This is a genomic window from Pseudomonas sp. MWU12-3088, assembly GCF_023242405.1.
In the GTDB taxonomy this organism is placed as follows: domain Bacteria; phylum Pseudomonadota; class Gammaproteobacteria; order Pseudomonadales; family Pseudomonadaceae; genus Aquipseudomonas; species Aquipseudomonas kribbensis.
This window is the reverse complement of the sequence record NZ_JALJEA010000003.1, coordinates 587,581-604,092: the sequence shown is the minus strand read 5'-3', so window position 1 is coordinate 604,092 and position 16,512 is coordinate 587,581. Positions and strand designations below refer to the sequence as shown.

Here is a 16,512-nt window from a genome sequence, read left to right as displayed (position 1 = left end):
TTTTGCCCGCGACAGCGAACAAATTTGCACAGTTATTTTCGAATCAGAACACTAGAATAGACCCCATCTTTTTCGGAGCCAGAGCCCTTATGTCAGATTCGGTTGACGCCCCCGGGCTGTCAGATTTACCGCTGGATGACTTGGTGGCCTGCCATGAGTGCGACTTGCTGATGCGCAAGCCCAAGCTTGCTCACGGCGAAAAAGCCCTCTGCCCACGCTGTGGCTACGAACTGTATGCCCACCGTCATAACGTGGTGCAACGTAGCCTTGCCTTGGTCATTGCCGCACTGTTGCTCTACGTGCCGGCGAACTTTTTACCCATCATGCAGCTCAATGTTCTCGGGCAATCGTCGCAGGATACTGTCTGGAGCGGCGTTGTCGGTCTGTTCAATACCGATATGCGCGGTGTTTCAGTCGTCGTATTCCTGTGCAGCATGGCGATCCCCCTGTTGAAACTGCTGTGTCAGTTGATCGTGTTGCTGACCATCCGTTTCAACATCGGTCGTAGCTACGGTCTGTTGCTCTACCGCATTTATCACCACCTCAAAGACTGGGGCATGCTTGAGGTCTACCTCATGGGCGTCCTGGTGGCGATCGTCAAACTGGCGGACATGGCGGCCATCACCGTTGGTCTCGGTCTGGCATGTTTCATCGGTTTGTTATTGGTTCAGGTCTGGCTCGAAGTGGTGATGTCACCGCACCAGATCTGGCAGGCGTTATCAGGAGAAGATGCCCATGCGGGCGATTGATGCGGGCATTCTGATCTGTACAGAATGCCACGAACTGAACAAGCAGGACGCCGACAGCGACGTGCAGACCTGCACCCGATGCGGTGCGTTGGTTCACGCCCGGCGGCCCAATAGTCTCGCGCGAACCTGGGCGCTGCTGATCACGGCCGCGATCGTCTACATTCCTGCCAACGTCCTGCCGATCATGACGGTCAGTTCGCTGGGCCAGGGTGATCCGAGCACCATCATGTCCGGGGTCATCCAGTTGGTGCAGCACGGCATGATTCCGATTGCTGCCGTGGTGTTCATCGCCAGTATTCTGGTACCGACCTTCAAACTGGTGGGCATCGCGCTGCTGCTGTTTTCGGTACAGCGCCGTCAGCCGTTATCTGCGCGTCAGCGAATCTGGATGTACCGCTTCATCGAGTTCATCGGCCGCTGGTCGATGCTCGATATTTTCGTGATCGCCATTCTGGTGGCGGTCGTCAACTTCGGCCGGCTAGCCAGCGTCGAAGCCAATCTGGGCGCCATCGCCTTCGCCAGTGTGGTGATTCTGACGATGCTCGCCGCTGTCACTTTCGATCCCCGACTGATTTGGGATAACACGGAGTCGGACGCCGACCATGACTGATTTGCCCGTAGCGAAAACCCGACCGGCTTCGAACTGGTCTGCCATTTGGGTACTGCCCCTGATTGCCCTGATCATTGGCGGCTGGCTGGGATGGCGTGCCTACAACGAAACCGGCATCGAGATTCAGGTGCGTTTCGAAAGTGGTGAAGGCATCCAGGCCAACAAGACTGAAGTGGTCTACAAAGGGATGTCCGTCGGTAAGGTCAAAGCCCTCAAGCTCGATGACGAAGGTGCTACCAAAGGGGTGATCGCCACCATCGAGATGAACAAGGATGTCGATCAATACCTGAAGACCAGCACCCGCTTCTGGCTGGTCAAACCGAGCGTGACCCTGGCGGGTATTACCGGTCTGGAAACCCTGGTGTCGGGCAACTATGTCGCGATCAGCCCGGGCGAAGGTGAGCCCACCCGCAAGTTCAAGGCCCTGGCTGAAGAGCCGCCGCTGTCGGACTCCAAACCCGGTCTGCACCTGACGATCAAGGCTGATCGCCTGGGGTCGCTGAACCGTGGCAGTCCGGTGTTCTACAAGCAGATCAAAGTCGGTCAGATCAAAAGTTACGTACTGTCGGAAGACCAGAGCACGGTCGAACTCAAGGTATTCATCGAACCGACCTACGCCAAACTGGTGCGCAAACACACACGTTTCTGGAACGCCAGCGGCATCAGCATCGACGCCAACCTGTCCGGCGTGAAAGTGCGCAGCGAATCTCTGGCCAGCATCGTCGCCGGCGGTATTGCCTTCGCCACCCCGGAGAATCGCAAGGACAGCCCGCCCACCGATCCGAGCCTGCCGTTTCGCCTCTACGAAGACTTCGACGCGGCCGCCGCCGGTATCCGCGTGAAGGTCAAACTCAGCGATTTCGAAGGCCTGCAGGCCGGACGTACCCCGGTGATGTACAAGGGCATTCAGGTCGGGAACCTGAAAGCGCTGAAGATCGACCCGGACCTGTCCAGTGCTACCGCCGAGCTGACCCTCGATCCGCTTGCCGAAGACTATCTGGTCACCGGCACGCAATTCTGGGTGGTCAAACCTTCGATCTCCCTGGCTGGCATTACCGGTCTGGAAGCACTGGTCAAAGGTAACTACATTGCCGTGCGCCCCGGTGACAAGGGCGGTGCACCGCAACGCGAGTTCGAGGCACGGCCAAAAGCGCCGCCGCTGGATCTGAAGGCGCCGGGCCTGCACCTGGTGCTGTTCACCGACAGCCTCGGTTCGATCGAGGTCGGCAGTCCGATTCTCTACAAACAGGTCAAGGTCGGCTCGGTGCAGAGTTATCAGTTCTCCAAGACCCGGAAGCAACTGGTGATCGGCGTCCACATCGAGAAGGAATACGAAAACCTGGTCAACGCCTCGACCCGATTCTGGAACGTCAGCGGCATCACGTTGACCGGTGGCCTGACCGGCGGTATTCAGGTCAAGAGCGAGTCCTTGCAAACCCTGATGGCCGGCGGCATCGCCTTCGAAACACCGCAAGCCAAGGCGCCGTTGCAGAAGCGGATTCCGCGCTTCCGTCTGTTCGCCAATCATGACGAGGCGAATCAGAAAGGCGAGTTGGTGACCATCAAGGTGGACCGCGCCGACGGCTTGCGCAGCGGCACGCCGGTTCGCTTCAAGGGACTGGATGTCGGCAAGATCGAAAGCGTCGACCTGACCGATGACCTGCAATCGGTGATCCTCACCGCGCGCATCACCGAAGTGCCGGAGAAGATTGCCCGGGTCGGCAGCCAGTTCTGGGTGGTCAAGCCGGAACTGGGGCTGATCAAGACCTCGAACCTGGAAACCCTGGTCACGGGGCAGTACATCGAAGTTCAGCCGGCGGCGAAGAGCCTCGGCCCGCAGAAGAACTTCGTGGCCTTGGCCAATCCGCCGGAAGTGAGCAAACAAGAGGCCGGCCTCAGCCTGGTATTGAGCGCTGCCCGCCGCGGCTCGTTGAAACCCGGCGTGCCGGTAACCTATCGCGAAATCACGGTGGGTAAAGTCACTGGTTACGAACTGGGTCAGACCGCCGACCGCGTACTGGTGCATATTCTGATCGAGCCGAAATACGCGCCACTGGTACGCAGTGGCAGCCGCTTCTGGAACACCAGCGGTGTCGGGTTCGACATCGGTTTGTTCAATGGCCTGACCGTACGCACCGAGTCGCTGGAAACGGCGATTCAGGGCGGTATCGCCTTCGCCACACCGGACGGCGAGCGGATGGGCAACCCGGCCCGCGCTGAGCAGACCTTCCCGCTGTTCGACAAGTTCGAAGACGAGTGGCTGACCTGGGCGCCGAAAATCCCCCTCGGCAAATAATCCCGCCCAATGAAAAGGGCCGCGATCCAATGGATCGCGGCCCTTTTTTGTGCCCGTCAGTTACGCATCAAACCGCATCCAGCTCCGGTTCATCCGCTTCGACATTGATCGTGGCTTTCACCACATCGTGGCGGCGGATGTACTTCCAGTCCGCCTCGTCGATGTAGATGCCCGCCGGGCCGCTGCCGCCTTCCAGGTCGATGGCGACACTGGCACAGACCTGCGGCTTCACACTTGCCAGAATCGGCACGAAGCCCAGTTGCAGGCTGGTCTCCAGCAACGCCGCCTGGTTCCTTTCGTCGATGTCCGCTGCCTCGTCGAGGTAGTACGGCAGACGCACACGCCCGGCCAGATCGCGATCCATCAAGTGCAGCAACAAGTACATGTTGGTCAGCGCCTTGATGGTCATCGTGGTGCCGTTGGACGCCGCGCCATCGATGTCGGTATGGATAACCGGCTGGCCGTTGACCTTGGTGATCTCGAACGCCAGCTCGAACAAGTCCTTGAGGCCGAGCTGGTTGTGGTTCGCCGCCACCAGCCGCGCCAGGTATTCCTTGGCCTCTTCGTTCTTGTTGTCCTGCTCGGCGCTCTGGCTCAGGTCGAACACCGACAGGGTTTCGCCTTCTTCGTACTGACCGGCGCTGTGGATGATCTGGTCGATGTGTTTGAGTGCTTCCTTGTTCGGCGCGAGCACGATGCGGAAACTCTGCAGGTTGGATACCTGACGCTTGTTGATCTCGCGGTTGAACAACGCCAGTTGGTGCTCGAGGCTGTCGTAGTCGCTGCGGATGTTGCGCAGGGTTCGCGCGATATCGGTGACCGCCGCGCGACGGGCCTTGCCCAGGGTCAGGGCTTCGTCGGTGCGATGCGCGTAAGCGTTGATCAGCAGCGACAGGCGTCGCTCCATGTCGTCTTCACTATCGAACTTGGCCACGCCCTTGAGGCGTACCTGTGCGTACAGCGCTTCGATCTGGCCATCGGCACGCAGCAGACCTTGCCAGCTGTCCTGATAGTCGTTGAGCAGCGGCAGCAGGTTGTCCATGGAATCGTCGACCGGATCCATGAACGGTGTGCCGAACGGCAGGTCCGCAGGCAGTAACTGACGACGGCGCAGGGCATCGTCGAGAGTGCGCTGCTTGGCTTCCATGTCGGCGATCTGCCGGCCGACCAGTTGCAGCTTGGCCGACAGTTGCTGGACGCGCTCGGTGAACGCATCGCTGGAGCGCTTGAGTTCGTCCTGCGCGGCTTCCATCTGCGCCAGTTGCTCGAGCTTGTCGCCTTCTTCGGCGCTCAGGGTCTGGGTACGACGGAAATCTTCCAGCGCTTTCTGAGCGTCCAGTACCTGCTGGTACAGCGCTTCGGTCTGGGTCTTGCTCGCGGCGCGGTCGGCGGCCACGGCTTGTTGGGTTTTCAGTTGCTTGAGTTCTTTTTCCAGACGCTCTTTCTGATCGCGCAGCGCGGCACGGTCAGCCAGCGCTTGCAGGGCCGGCGGCTCGATGTGCGAGATGTCGATCGACAGGCCCGGTACTTCGAAACGTTCGCCCTTGAAGCCGTCGAGGATCAACTCGACCGATTTCACCCATTCGCCATCCTCGTCGAGGGTGATGCCGTGTTCACCCAGCGGCAGGCTGAACAGCGCGCTGTTGAACAGGCGCATCAGGCGCTCGACGTCCTGTTGCGAAAACTCTTCGCGCAGGCGGGCGTAGCTGTTGTTGTCGGCGTGATCGAGTTGCTGCTTCACCGACTTCAGGCGCTTTTCCAGATCCCGCAGGCGTTCCTCGAGATCCTCGGCGCTGAACTGACGGGACTGCGCCAGCGCACCGGCCAGTTCATCGTGAGCGTCCTTGGCGGCTAGCAGTTGCTGCTCGAGCACTTTCACGTCATCGATCAGCGCAAAGCGATTCTTCAGTACCGACAACTCACCCAGCCAGCGCTGGATGCCGGAGATTTCCCGCTCCAGACGCATCAGCTCCTGAGTGCCGCCGCGCTGATCGTTCTGCAGGTCGTCCTGTTCGCGGCGGTAGTGCTCGGCCTGAATGGTCAGCTCTTCCTTGCGCGCCGTGGCGTAGTCCGACCAGGTGCCGAGCAACGAGTCGAGCAGCGGCGACAGGCGATGCAGCTTGCCGCGCAGCACGTCGCGCTGTTTCACGCCATTGGCCAAGGCTTCGACCAAGGGGCCGGCGGCCACCAGCGAGTTGTAGTCCTGTTCCATGCGACGCACATCGCGGAAGGCTTCTTCGCACGCCGCGATGTAGTCGACGCTGCCGGAACGCAGGCTGTGTTCGAAGGCATCGAGGAACAGCTGCTTGAGCTTGGCTGCTGTGATTTCACGCATGTGCAGCAGGTTGATGAACAGTGCGCGGAACGTCTTCAAGCTCTGCTCGCTGGTGGAGCGCAGCGGGATCAGGGTCAGGTCGAGCGGGATCGACGTATGACCGCCAACCAGCAAGCGACGCAGTTCATCCGGCTTGAGCTCGTAGGCTTTCAGGCCTTCTTTCTCGAGGTTGCTGAACAGTTCTTTCTGACGCAAGCAGGTATCGTTTTTCTGGTAGTGGGCCAGATCGAGCTTGCCGGCGTAGGCGAAGAACTGGTGACCGAAACCACCACCCGGGCCGCGACCGACCACGCCGATCACGTGCGGGCCGTGGGGCAGGTTCACTTCGACGAGGATGTAGCTGGTGTCGGAGGCAAAGTAGAAACGCCGGGATTGTTCCAGGCTGTACTTGCCGAAACTCATGTCCGACATGCGCGCCAGAATCGGGAACTGCAAGGCGTTGATCGAGGCGGATTTACCGAGGTTGTTCGCGCCGTAGACCGACAGCGGCTCTTCCAGCGGGAACAGGCCGAGGCTGTAACCGGCGGTGTTCAAAAGGGCAAAGCGGCGGATGCCGTAGCGTTCCTGGCTCATGCGTCGGACTCCTGTTCTTCGGCAATGGCGCGGGCCAGTGCGTCTTCTTCGCTTTCTTCTTCAAACTCGGTCAGGTCTAGCGGATCGTCGGTTTCCAGCAGCCTGGCCTCGGCTTCCTCGTCGATCAGCACCGGTGCCGGCAGCGGCAGCACGCTGTGGACGCTGGCCGCCAGATCGCGGTCCTGCTGCACCGAAAGGCACACGTCGAGGAAGCGGTGCATCGGCGGCAGGAAGCGGTACACACCGTTTTCTTCGCCGGCGAAACCGAGCTGGGTCATGCGGCGCATGATTTTCTCTTCGAGCTCATCAACGGTCTGCACTTCGGCCTGGATGAACAGGTCGCGGTACTTTTCCAGCAGCGATGGCAGTTCGTCACGGCCGAGGCTGCCGCCGTCCAGCACGGCAATCGGGTCGCGGCCCTGGTCAGCCAGGTGCTCGACAAGGATGAAGGTGAACAGCGCCAGACGCTGGGCGGTCTTGTTCACTGCGGCGGCGGCCATGTCCGGTACGAAGTAGTAGAAACCACGGGTATCGCAGACCAGTTCGAAGCCCAGGGCCTTGAACAGCGTGCGGTACTGGTCCTGGAAGTTCGACAGCTGCGCATACAGCTCAGGGTCGCGGCGGCTGACGTGGTAGCCCTTGAACAGTTCGCGGAAGATCGGCGCCAGTTGAGACAGTTCGGAGAGATCAAGATGCATGTGGAGTGCTCGCAGAATCCTCGGCGGCGGGGTCGCGGGCCGAGAGCAGGGCGAAGGAGCGCAGGCTGACCTGATGCTCGTGAGTATGGTATTCGCGGCGTTCCAGACGCTCGCGCTTGAAGCGTTTTTCCCGCGACAGGCGCGAGAACCAGTAAAGCAATTCGTCGGTGGCGCCGTCCGGTTCCTGCTCCAGCAGCCAGGTCATCAGATCCGGCATCGGCAGGGACTCTTCGCAGCGGTCGACCATTTCGCGCACGGTGCGCGGTGCACGCGGCGCATCGCCGGTCTTTTGCGACTTGTGCGCCTTGGGGAAACGCGCCGGTTTCGGTTCGAAACGGGCCAGGGCGTAGACGTAGGCTTCAACCTGACTGGCGCTGCCGAGGAAGGTGCTTTGCGGCCGGGTGAACAGCGGCATCGCGGCTTGCGGCACGGCGTCGATGCCTTTGCGGCGGATCGCCGCCAGCGCCAGCGCGGCACCACGGGTCACGGCGTTGTGCCGGCGTGCTTCTTCACGCAGCGGCAGCAGCAGTTCCCGGGCGTGACGCAGGGTCAACTGGGCGCTGGTCTGCATTTCGAGGATGCGCGCGTGGGTGCGCAGCAGCATGTCGTCATCGACCAGGTGGCCGAGGCGCTGCTGTTCGCTGAGCATCTTCAACAGCACGGTTTCGACCTTGCGCACGCCTTGTTCGAAGGCGCCGTCGGCGTTCACCAGATCGATCATCGGTTCGACATATTCGTCCCAGGTCGCCAGTACTTCGGCGTAACGCTGACGCAGGGGGATTTGCCGGTCGCTGGTTTTGGCCCGTTCGGCCACCGCCACCAGCGCCTGTTCGTCGTTGTCGAGTTTCTTCAGGACGTCACGCACACGCATGTCGAGCAGACGCAACTGACGGGCAAGGTCATTGCCGTCGCGAATGTCGAACGCATCCTGGATGTAACCGGCCAGACGCTCGAGGTGACGCAGGTAGGCTTCGATTTCCAGACACAGGCCCAGACGGTGCTCCCGGCGCAGGTAGGCGAGGAAGTCGTGGATTTGCGCATTGAGCTCGAAACGGTTCGGGCTTTTCGCCACGGGAACCAGAATGTCGAGGCGAATCCACACGTCGAGCAGGCTGGTAATGTCCTGCGGCGTGCTTTCCAGTTGTTGGGCGGCCAGTTGCGTGCGCAGTTCGTTGAGGCTCAGGGTGCCCTGGTCGAAGTGCTCGCACAGTGGCTCCAGAAGTGCCCAGTGTTCAGCGAGGGCGCGCAAGACGCGCTTGGGTTCGATCATCGGAATGGCCGGCTGGTTGGCGATTAAAAGCCGCGATTGTACTGCATCACGCGGGATGCGATTCACTCTCGGGACGGGCTGTCGCTTTTCTTTGCGTCAAGGTATCGGTCAAGACTATCGATCAACAGCGGGCGATCTTGAGCGAAGGGCGGTAGAATCAGCGCACTTCAGTTATCCACAAGTGGCCGACCCTTGCTAATCGAGTCCCGCCGCCGCGCCTATTTGAACGCCATGCAGGTGGTCAATTGGCTGCCGCGCACCGAATTGCCTTTCGCCGCTCCGTCGCGGCCCGAGCTGCTGGAGCTTCTGGAGCCGGAGCCCGAGGTTTTGCTGTCCGTCGCACCGGCATCCCCGGCTGAGGCGCCGGCTCAGCCGGCTGTGCGTGTGGCCGAGCGGCCGAAGATCGAGGTCCCGCGACCGACGCCCGCCGGCAGCCGCCCTGCCGCCAAACCGGTGGAGGAAGCCGAAGAAGCGCCAGTGGTCGCACGGCCCGCGCCAGTGCCGCCACCGCGTTTCGCCCTGCAATTGCTGCGCGCCGGCCGTTGCCTGTTGCTGGTGGAGTTACCCACAGGCGAATCGTTCCAGAGCCGGGATCCGGCCTATCTGCTGCTCAAGGACATGCTGCGGGCTGCCGGTCTGCCGGATGCGCCGCAGATCGTCGGCGATCCGGTGCGTTGGCCACTGCTGGTGCGCGGCACCATGGATCAGGGGCCGGATGCGGCCCGGGATTTCGTCCAGGGTTTCCTTTCGGTGCAAATGGAGACGTCGCCGTGCGCCTGTCTGTGGCTGATCGGCCTGCCAGCGGTGCGCTTCGCCGGTGAGAAGGACGCCGAGGCGTTCAACAGTGAATTGCAGATCGAGGGTCTTGGCCTGGCCTGGGCCGTGCCGGGACTGGAATTGTTGATGGAAGAGCCACAGCGCAAAGCCGCCGTGTGGCAAGCCATGCGTCGGCTGATGGCGCGCTGGAAAGAATCGAATGAGTGATGCGGTAACCTTCCGTCCGATGGTCGAAGCCGATCTGGACGCTGTGCTGAAAATTGAATTCGCGGCCTACAGCCATCCCTGGACGCGCGGGATTTTTCTCGACGGGCTGGGCAAATACCAGATCTGGCTGATGTTCGAAGGCGAGCAGCAGGTCGGCCACGGGGTGGTGCAGATCATTCTGGATGAAGCGCACCTGCTCAACATCACGGTCAAACCGGAGAATCAGGGGCGTGGCCTGGGGCTGACATTGCTCGAATACCTGATGTCCCGCGCCTATGCGGCCGATGCCCGGGAATGCTTCCTGGAAGTGCGCGACAGCAACACAGCGGCGTTCCGCCTGTACGAGCGCTACGGCTTCAACGAAATCGGCCGTCGTCGCGACTACTACCCGGCGGTGGGTGGGCGTGAAGACGCCGTGGTCATGGCCTGTACTCTGGTTGACTGATCGCCAGTAGAAGCTGCCTCAACCTGAGGCAGCTTCCAACGAGCACTTCAGCGTTTGCCATCCATCGGATCGCGCCGCGCCATTTCCGCCTCATCCAGCCCGTCTCCGCCGCCAATGTCGTCCTCATCGACAATGCTCAAATCCCAATCCGCCTGATTGCCTGACCCCAACTCATCGGCATCACGGGCGCCGTCTTCGCGGATCAGGGTTTCCGGGCTCAGGTCATCGTCGGTCGGCTCATGATCGGCCACTGAAGCGCCGGTCAGGCCAGCCTCCCGTACCCGCTCACGAGGCATCCGTTGCTCACGCTCACGTTCCGGCAGTTCATCGCCGATCTTCGCACTGGGTTGTTCGTCGTCGAAATCCAGCTCGTGCACCGATCCCATGCGGTCTTCGTTATCATCGATGGGCTCCGGCTGCACCGCGTCGAAGGGACGTCGTGAATCAGTCATGGCAAATCCTCATACTGTGGGCCTTACTCAGGTGGACTCACCCGGCACACGAGAAATTCCAACGAAATCACTTGCGATCCTTTCGTGACCCCGACGGACGGTTGTCTGTCATAGCAGCGCATCTTTCTTGAGGCCTTACAGCATGCATGACTTACAAGACCTGATTGATAACAACGAGCGTTGGGCTGACGCGATCACCAAGGAAGACCCGGATTTCTTCGCCAAACTGGCCCGCCAGCAGACGCCTGAATACCTGTGGATCGGTTGCTCCGATGCGCGGGTGCCGGCCAACGAAATCGTCGGCATGCTGCCGGGCGATCTGTTCGTTCACCGCAACGTCGCCAACGTGGTGCTGCACACCGACCTCAACTGCCTGTCGGTGATCCAGTACGCGGTGGACGTGCTCAAGGTCAAACACATTCTGGTGACCGGCCACTACGGTTGCGGCGGTGTGCGGGCGTCGATGCAGGATCGCCAGTTCGGCCTGATCGATGGCTGGCTGCGGTCGATTCGCGATCTGTATTACGAAAAGCGCGAAGAACTCGCCAAACTGCCGACCGAAGAGGAACAGGTCGATCGCCTGTGCGAGCTCAACGTGATCCAGCAAGTGGCCAACGTCGCTCACACCAGCATCATCCAGAACGCCTGGCATCGCGGGCAGAGCCTGTCGATCCACGGTTGCATCTACGGCATCAAGGATGGCCGCTGGAAAAGTCTGAACACCACCATCAGCGGTTTCGAGCAACTGCCGCCGCAATACCGTCTGCGGCCGGTCGGCGCACCGTAACCTGCAAGTCAGCGCATGCCTTGTCGCAGCCAGCTCTTCAAGTAGCGCTGGCCTTCAAGGCTGGGTGGTTCGTCGTAACCGGTGATCCAGCCGCGACAATGTGCTGACCCGCAACCGCAGGCGAACTGCCTGAGCAGTTTGTCCTCGGTAGCGGTGTAATCCATGGTCAGTCGCTCGCCCGGCTGAATGTCTCGCACGGCCCACAACCATAATTCGCTCATGTCGATGAACACGTTCGGGTCGCAGGAGTGTTCGAGCAGTCCGCAGAAGCGTGGATCGTAAATATGGATGCCGGCCTGTAATTGCCGGGTCTGGCGGCAGCGGTAGGGCAGCAGTTGACCCGAGACCCTGCACATGCGGGTGATGCGCAGAAATTCCCGGCGCGCGACGACTGCACAGGGCGTTCCCCGGGCGTCGTGAATCACTTCGAAGTCGGCACGGGAAGGGAATCCGAGGCGCACGGGAAGCCCCATGAACGGGTAGATCCCCTCTGTATCGCGGGGCGTGGGATGGCGAAGGACTTGCGTATTCATAACGATCCCTGTCGAAAAGATGCTGCGACTTCAACAGGGCAGTTTCCATTCGGCCCGGTAACACAGTATTGGATCCAATATCTCGTATATGAAACTACAGATCTACTGTCATATCTGACAGGGGCAAAAGACGCTTTTCCGCGTCAGCCGGCACTGACACGGAAAAGCCATTTTTGCCTCAAATATGCGGAGCAGGCACCGCTGCGTCAGGCATCGGGCTCTGGAGTTGTTGCAACTGGGCCTTGATCGGCGTGGTGGCGCACTTGGCGGCGGCCTGTTCGGCGGTCAAGTTGCGGATCGAGGTGTAGAACAACTCGCAAGTCTTGACCTTCTGCGTCACTTGCCAGGTCTGGGTGCAACTGTTCAGCAGGGTTTTCGGGTCGGTGCCCGGCTTGCTGCCCATGCCGGCCTGCCAGCAGGCGGCGCTCAAGTCCTGGCCCATCACTTTCAGCCCCGCCGCGTCAGCCTTGGCCTGGGCGTCGTCACCGGTGTAGCTCTTGGGATCGGCGGCGTACCAGATGTAGCTCGGGTGGTTGGAACCCAGTACCGGCACGTTCACCCCGGCGCTCGGAGTGATGGTTGCCAGGCCCAGCACGTTCACGGTCGGTCCATATTGCTGCTTGATCCAGTTACGCACCGGTGCACCGAAGGCCACCATCGGCAGGGCAGCACCGCTGGCGCTGACGCTGACCTGTTTGACCATGGTGGTCTGGTAGTCCTTGAAGTAGTCGTAGACCCCTTCAAGGTCGCTGCCGGCGCTGGCGGGCGCGGCAATCGGCGCGATGTCGACGATGGTCTGGTAACCCGGCGTCTGGTCGGCCGGAATGCCGTTGTCGGTCAGCAGCGCAGCCCAGCGATCGGTGGTGTTGGAGCGCAGGTAGTCCTGAGCCTGGGTCAGCGAGTAATCCGGCGGGAAGTGCAGCAGTTCGACGCTCTTACGGTTTTCCAGCGCCATGCCCAGCGGCAGAAACAGATACCAGCTGTACGCCCATTTGCCATCGGCGTTGAGCTTGCTGGCGCCGGTGTAGGCCAGGTCCCCGGCATCCAGCAGTGCGGTCAGCGGCTTGTCGTAACCTTTCGGCACACCGCTGATCTCGGCATAGATCTGACCGTTGTCATTCTTCACCAGCACCTTGGCACCGGTATAACCATCGCGTTGCACGCTCTGGCTCAGGTAATGGGCGACGGTCTGCTCAAGCGTCCAGTTGCGAAAGCAGATCACGCTGCAATTGTTGGGATAAGCGAAGAGGCGGGTGACGCGTTCGGTGCTGCCCAGTTTCAGGTCGACATCGGCGTGGGCGGCTGCGCTCAATGTGAGCGCAGCGAGGGTGAGTCCTGCGAGTTTGAACATGCTCAGATCCTTTTCAGCGTGGGTTCCCCGTTGCTCGGGTGCGCCACATATTGGATCAGCCGGGTGATGGCGAGAAGCCGTCAGCCACAGTTTTTTGAGCCGTACCGCAGGCCCCGTCCTCAGGCCTTGAAATGCAGGGCGTTGGTCAAATCGCCCATGGGTTTCTGGCCCCGGGCGGTCATCGCATCGTCACGCTGCTTGATACCCGCCAGGGTTTCCAGCTGGAACACGCGGGTGATCAGACGCAGGATCGATGCGGTGTCATAGACCGTGTGATCCACCGTGCCTTTGCGGGCAAACGGTGACACCACCAGCGCCGGCACCCGCGAACCAGGCCCCCAGCGATCGCCCTTGGGTGGCGCGACGTGGTCCCACCAGCCGCCGTTTTCATCGACGGTTACGATCACCACCATGTTTTTCCATTGCGGACTTTCCCGCAGCACTTTCAACGCGCGGACGATGTGCCGATCACCGGAAGCCACGTCGGCGTAACCGGCGTGCATGTTCAGGTTGCCCTGGGGCTTGTAGAAACTCACGGCCGGCAACTTGCCCGCCTCGGCGTCGGCGAAGAATTTGTTGGTGCTCGATTCGTCTCCCAGACCGGCGTCGCGCAGGCGCTTGCTGCGCTCTTCGGGGTGCTCCGGGCCTTGTTGCTGGAAGTAGTTGAACGGCTGATGGTGATACTGGAAGTTGGGGATTTTCGGGATGCCGCCGGAATCCTTGAACTGATCCAGCGTCGCCTGCCAGGCGCCGGCGTACCACGCCCAGTCGATGTTCTTCTTCGACAGTTTGTCTCCAATGTGCTCGTGGGTCTGCGGCACCATGACATTCGGCAGATCGGCCTTGGAATATGCCGGACGCTCCGGGTCGCGGATCCAGGTCGGCCAGTACGGCGGGGCGAGGGTGTTGACCCCGTAACCGTCCGGGGTCAGCGCGCTCGGGCCGAACTGCGGCGGGCCGGTCATGGCGCTGGCCGGGGACTGATCCAGCGGCTTGAGGCGCGGGTCGGCCGGGTCATCGCTTTGCAGCGCGGCGATCTGGCTCTTGGCGACTGAGCTGGCGACATTCGGGTAGAACGGCGCGGTGGCGCTGATCAGGTATTGGTGGTTGAGGAACGAACCACCGAAGGCGCCCTGGAAGAAGTTGTCGCACAGCACGAATTCCTGGGCCACGTCCCACAGGCGCAGGGAATAGCGGCTCTGGGCATAGTGACCCATGGTCAGGCCGCCGGAATCGGCCCAGGCCACGAAGCCGTCGTTCTTGCCGCCGTTGATCTGCATCTGGTTCTGATAGAACACGTGCCACAGATCCCGGGTTACCAGGCCGAGCGGCAAGTCTTCGGCATTCGGGCCTTTCAGAGCGAAAGGCGCATTGGGCAGGTTTTCCTGAAACTGCACGGCGTTGGGATAGGTCACGCCATCGAGGGTTTGCGGGCCGATCTGCAATACACCGCCCCAGGCCGGCGGCAGGGTCTGCAGCAGGCTGCCGTCGCGATCGCGCTGCTGGTATTCCTCGGGCTTGAGCGCGGACAGCGGCTTCTCGACACCGGGAAAATCACCGAACAGGTTATTGAAGCTGCGGTTCTCGGCGTAGATCACCACGACGGTCTTCACCTGATCGTGCAGGGCCTTGTCCAGCTCGGCGGGCGAGAGCGGACGCTCCTCGGGTTTGCCCGGCTGATCAGCGGCATTCCCGCATCCGGCCAGCGTGGCGCCCACACCCAGCACGGCGACACCACCGAGAAAACGGCGGCGGCTGGTATCGGTGGGATTGTCGGATTCAGGCGAGGAGGGGGCTTTGCCGTCGGTGTCGTCGTTCATGTAGAAGTCCGTTTATGCTTAATTGTTTCAGTATGTTTCGGGCGGACGCTAGCAAGGGAATGTGACGGTTGGGTGACATTTCCAAGGCGCAGAAACAAATGAGGGAGCCAATACGCTAGCTCCCTCATGTGAATTACGCCTGAAGTTGACTCCGCGTCATGGCATCACCGGCGGCGTATACGCCAATGTCGTCCCCAGCGCCCACAGCAACAACAGCACCAGCGGCGTGTGCACCAGCAGTTGCACGAACGAGAAGCCGATCAGATCCCGGGCCTTCAACCCCAGCACGCCCAGCAGCGGCAGCATGTAGAACGGGTTGATCAGGTTCGGCAGGGCTTCGGCGGCGTTGTAGATCTGCACGGCCCAGCCGAGGTGGTATTTCAGGTCGGTGGCCACCTGCATCACGTACGGCGCCTCGATGATCCACTTGCCGCCCCCGGACGGAATGAAGAAACCGAGAATCGCCGAGTACACGCCCATCAGCAGCGCATAGGTGTCGTGGGAAGCGATGCTGACGAAGAACGTCGAGATGTGATGGGCCAGAGTCTGGGCATCGGTGCCTTTGACCGTGGTCATCAGCGCCGCGATCGAGCCGTACAGCGGAAACTGGATCAGCACACCAGTGGTGGTCGGCACCGCTCGCGCCACCGCATCGAGGAAGCTGCGCGGACGCCAGTGCAGCAATGCGCCGAGCATGATGAACAGGAAGTTGTAGGTGTTGAGCCCGGAAATCGCGGTGATCGCCGGTTTGGTCGAGAACTCGTGGAACAGCCATCCGGCCGCGAGCAGCACCAGCACAATGATCAGCAGCGGGCTGTGCTCCAGCCATTCGCCGGGCCGGGTGCGCGGTTGCAGCGGCGGCAGGTTGAAGGCCGGGTCGATGCCGCAGGCCTTGGCGTCACGCGCCGAGTTCGGGCCGGGCGCGGTGGCGTAGGCGATGATGATCGAGATCACCACCAGCGCCAGCAACATCACGCCCGACTGCCAGAGGAAAATCGTCTGGGTGAATGGAATCACCCCGGTAATCGACAGGATCGACGGCGGCAGGCTGGCGGGGTTGGCCTGCAACTGTGCGGCAGAGGACGACAGACCCAGCGCCCATACGGCGCCAAGGCCCAGATAAGCTGCGGCTCCGGCGGCGCGGTAATCCATTTTCAGATCGGTGCGGCGGGCGAGGGCGCGCACCAGCAGACCGCCGAATACCAGCGACAGGCCCCAGTTCAGCAACGACGCGACCATCGAGATCAGCGCGACCCAGGCCACGGCGGAGCGGCCGTTCTTCGGGATTCGCGCCAGGCGATCAATCAGCTTCACGGCGGGCGGCGAGCTGGCGACGACATAACCGCCGATCACCACGAAGGCCATCTGCATGGTGAAGGGGATCAGGCTCCAGAAGCCGTCGCCGAAAGCCATGGCGGCGTCGGTGGGTTTGGCGCCCATGGCCAGGGTGGCCAGGGCCACGATGATCACGGCGAGTGCGGCGAACACCCAGGAGTCGGGAAACCAGCGTTCGGCAAAACTGGAGCAGCGCAAGGCAAAGCGCGCAGAGCGGCTATCTTCGATGTCAACGGCCACGGGAGTACCTCGGATTTTTATGTTTATTGTGGTC

14 protein-coding genes are annotated in these 16,512 nt (G+C 61.4%); 6 read left to right on the top strand and 8 right to left on the bottom strand.

Annotated elements, in window-relative coordinates; genetic code table 11:
- Positions 1–89: 89 nt before the first annotated feature.
- From M5B98_RS11500 to M5B98_RS11490, 3 genes are read left to right on the top strand one after another with little or no spacing between them, the layout of a single operon-like run.
- Positions 90–749, top strand: a complete 660-nt coding sequence (locus M5B98_RS11500; RefSeq protein ID WP_085709260.1) for a paraquat-inducible protein A — start codon at positions 90–92, stop codon at positions 747–749.
- The gene (locus tag M5B98_RS11495; RefSeq protein ID WP_085709261.1) at positions 736–1,359 is read left to right on the top strand and encodes a paraquat-inducible protein A; all 624 of its coding nucleotides are present in this window, start codon (positions 736–738) and stop codon (positions 1,357–1,359) included. Before M5B98_RS11500 ends, M5B98_RS11495 begins: the two co-directional genes overlap by 14 nt.
- Positions 1,352–3,655, top strand: coding sequence for a PqiB family protein (locus tag M5B98_RS11490; protein WP_248742750.1), 2,304 nt, complete (start codon positions 1,352–1,354; stop codon positions 3,653–3,655). Before M5B98_RS11495 ends, M5B98_RS11490 begins: the two co-directional genes overlap by 8 nt.
- A 67-nt stretch (positions 3,656–3,722) precedes the next feature.
- Here the strand turns inward: M5B98_RS11490 and mksF are convergent, their stop codons facing one another.
- The 3 genes from mksF to mksB are packed head-to-tail and all read right to left on the bottom strand — an operon-like array spanning position 3,723 to position 8,531.
- Complete coding sequence (gene mksF, locus M5B98_RS11485; protein WP_085709263.1) at positions 3,723–6,563, bottom strand: Mks condensin complex protein MksF; 2,841 nt, start codon at positions 6,561–6,563, stop codon at positions 3,723–3,725.
- Positions 6,560–7,261 (bottom strand): Mks condensin complex protein MksE, encoded by a 702-nt coding sequence (mksE, locus tag M5B98_RS11480; protein ID WP_085709264.1) that lies wholly within the window; start codon positions 7,259–7,261, stop codon positions 6,560–6,562. Before mksE ends, mksF begins: the two co-directional genes overlap by 4 nt.
- On the bottom strand, positions 7,251–8,531 hold the full coding sequence (gene mksB, locus M5B98_RS11475; protein WP_162803512.1) for an Mks condensin complex protein MksB: 1,281 nt from the start codon (positions 8,529–8,531) through the stop codon (positions 7,251–7,253). Before mksB ends, mksE begins: the two co-directional genes overlap by 11 nt.
- Before the next feature lie 231 nt (positions 8,532–8,762).
- Between mksB and M5B98_RS11470 the strand changes: the two genes are divergently transcribed.
- Together M5B98_RS11470 and rimI are read left to right on the top strand one after the other, a co-directional pair.
- A complete protein-coding gene (locus M5B98_RS11470) occupies positions 8,763–9,515 on the top strand; it encodes an energy transducer TonB (protein WP_248742764.1) in 753 nt (250 codons plus the stop codon).
- Positions 9,508–9,960, top strand: a complete 453-nt coding sequence (gene rimI / locus M5B98_RS11465; RefSeq protein ID WP_085709267.1) for a ribosomal protein S18-alanine N-acetyltransferase — start codon at positions 9,508–9,510, stop codon at positions 9,958–9,960. The genes M5B98_RS11470 and rimI overlap by 8 nt, the downstream gene beginning before the upstream one ends.
- A gap of 47 nt (positions 9,961–10,007) precedes the next feature.
- On the opposite strand, the gene M5B98_RS11460 is transcribed toward rimI, so the two are convergent.
- Complete coding sequence (locus M5B98_RS11460; RefSeq protein WP_114885535.1) at positions 10,008–10,412, bottom strand: serine kinase/phosphatase; 405 nt, start codon at positions 10,410–10,412, stop codon at positions 10,008–10,010.
- A 142-nt stretch (positions 10,413–10,554) separates the two neighbouring features.
- Here M5B98_RS11460 and can point away from each other — a divergent pair, with 142 nt between their 5' ends.
- On the top strand, positions 10,555–11,199 hold the full coding sequence (can, locus tag M5B98_RS11455; RefSeq protein WP_007951756.1) for a carbonate dehydratase: 645 nt from the start codon (positions 10,555–10,557) through the stop codon (positions 11,197–11,199).
- Between the two features lie 8 nt (positions 11,200–11,207).
- Here can and M5B98_RS11450 read toward each other — a convergent pair whose 3' ends face one another.
- The 4 genes from M5B98_RS11450 to M5B98_RS11435 all read right to left on the bottom strand — a co-directional run bounded on the left by M5B98_RS11450 (position 11,208) and on the right by M5B98_RS11435 (position 16,478).
- Complete coding sequence (locus tag M5B98_RS11450; RefSeq protein ID WP_192552361.1) at positions 11,208–11,732, bottom strand: SET domain-containing protein-lysine N-methyltransferase; 525 nt, start codon at positions 11,730–11,732, stop codon at positions 11,208–11,210.
- Between the two features lie 178 nt (positions 11,733–11,910).
- Positions 11,911–13,083, bottom strand: coding sequence for a hypothetical protein (locus M5B98_RS11445; protein WP_085709270.1), 1,173 nt, complete (start codon positions 13,081–13,083; stop codon positions 11,911–11,913).
- A 119-nt stretch (positions 13,084–13,202) separates the two neighbouring features.
- Entirely contained in the window at positions 13,203–14,903 is a 1,701-nt protein-coding gene (gene acpA, locus M5B98_RS11440) for an acid phosphatase (protein ID WP_248742749.1), read from the bottom strand.
- Positions 14,904–15,059: 156 nt separating this feature from the next.
- The gene (locus M5B98_RS11435; protein WP_085709272.1) at positions 15,060–16,478 is read right to left on the bottom strand and encodes a short-chain fatty acid transporter; all 1,419 of its coding nucleotides are present in this window, start codon (positions 16,476–16,478) and stop codon (positions 15,060–15,062) included.
- Between the last annotated feature and the right edge of the window lie 34 nt (positions 16,479–16,512).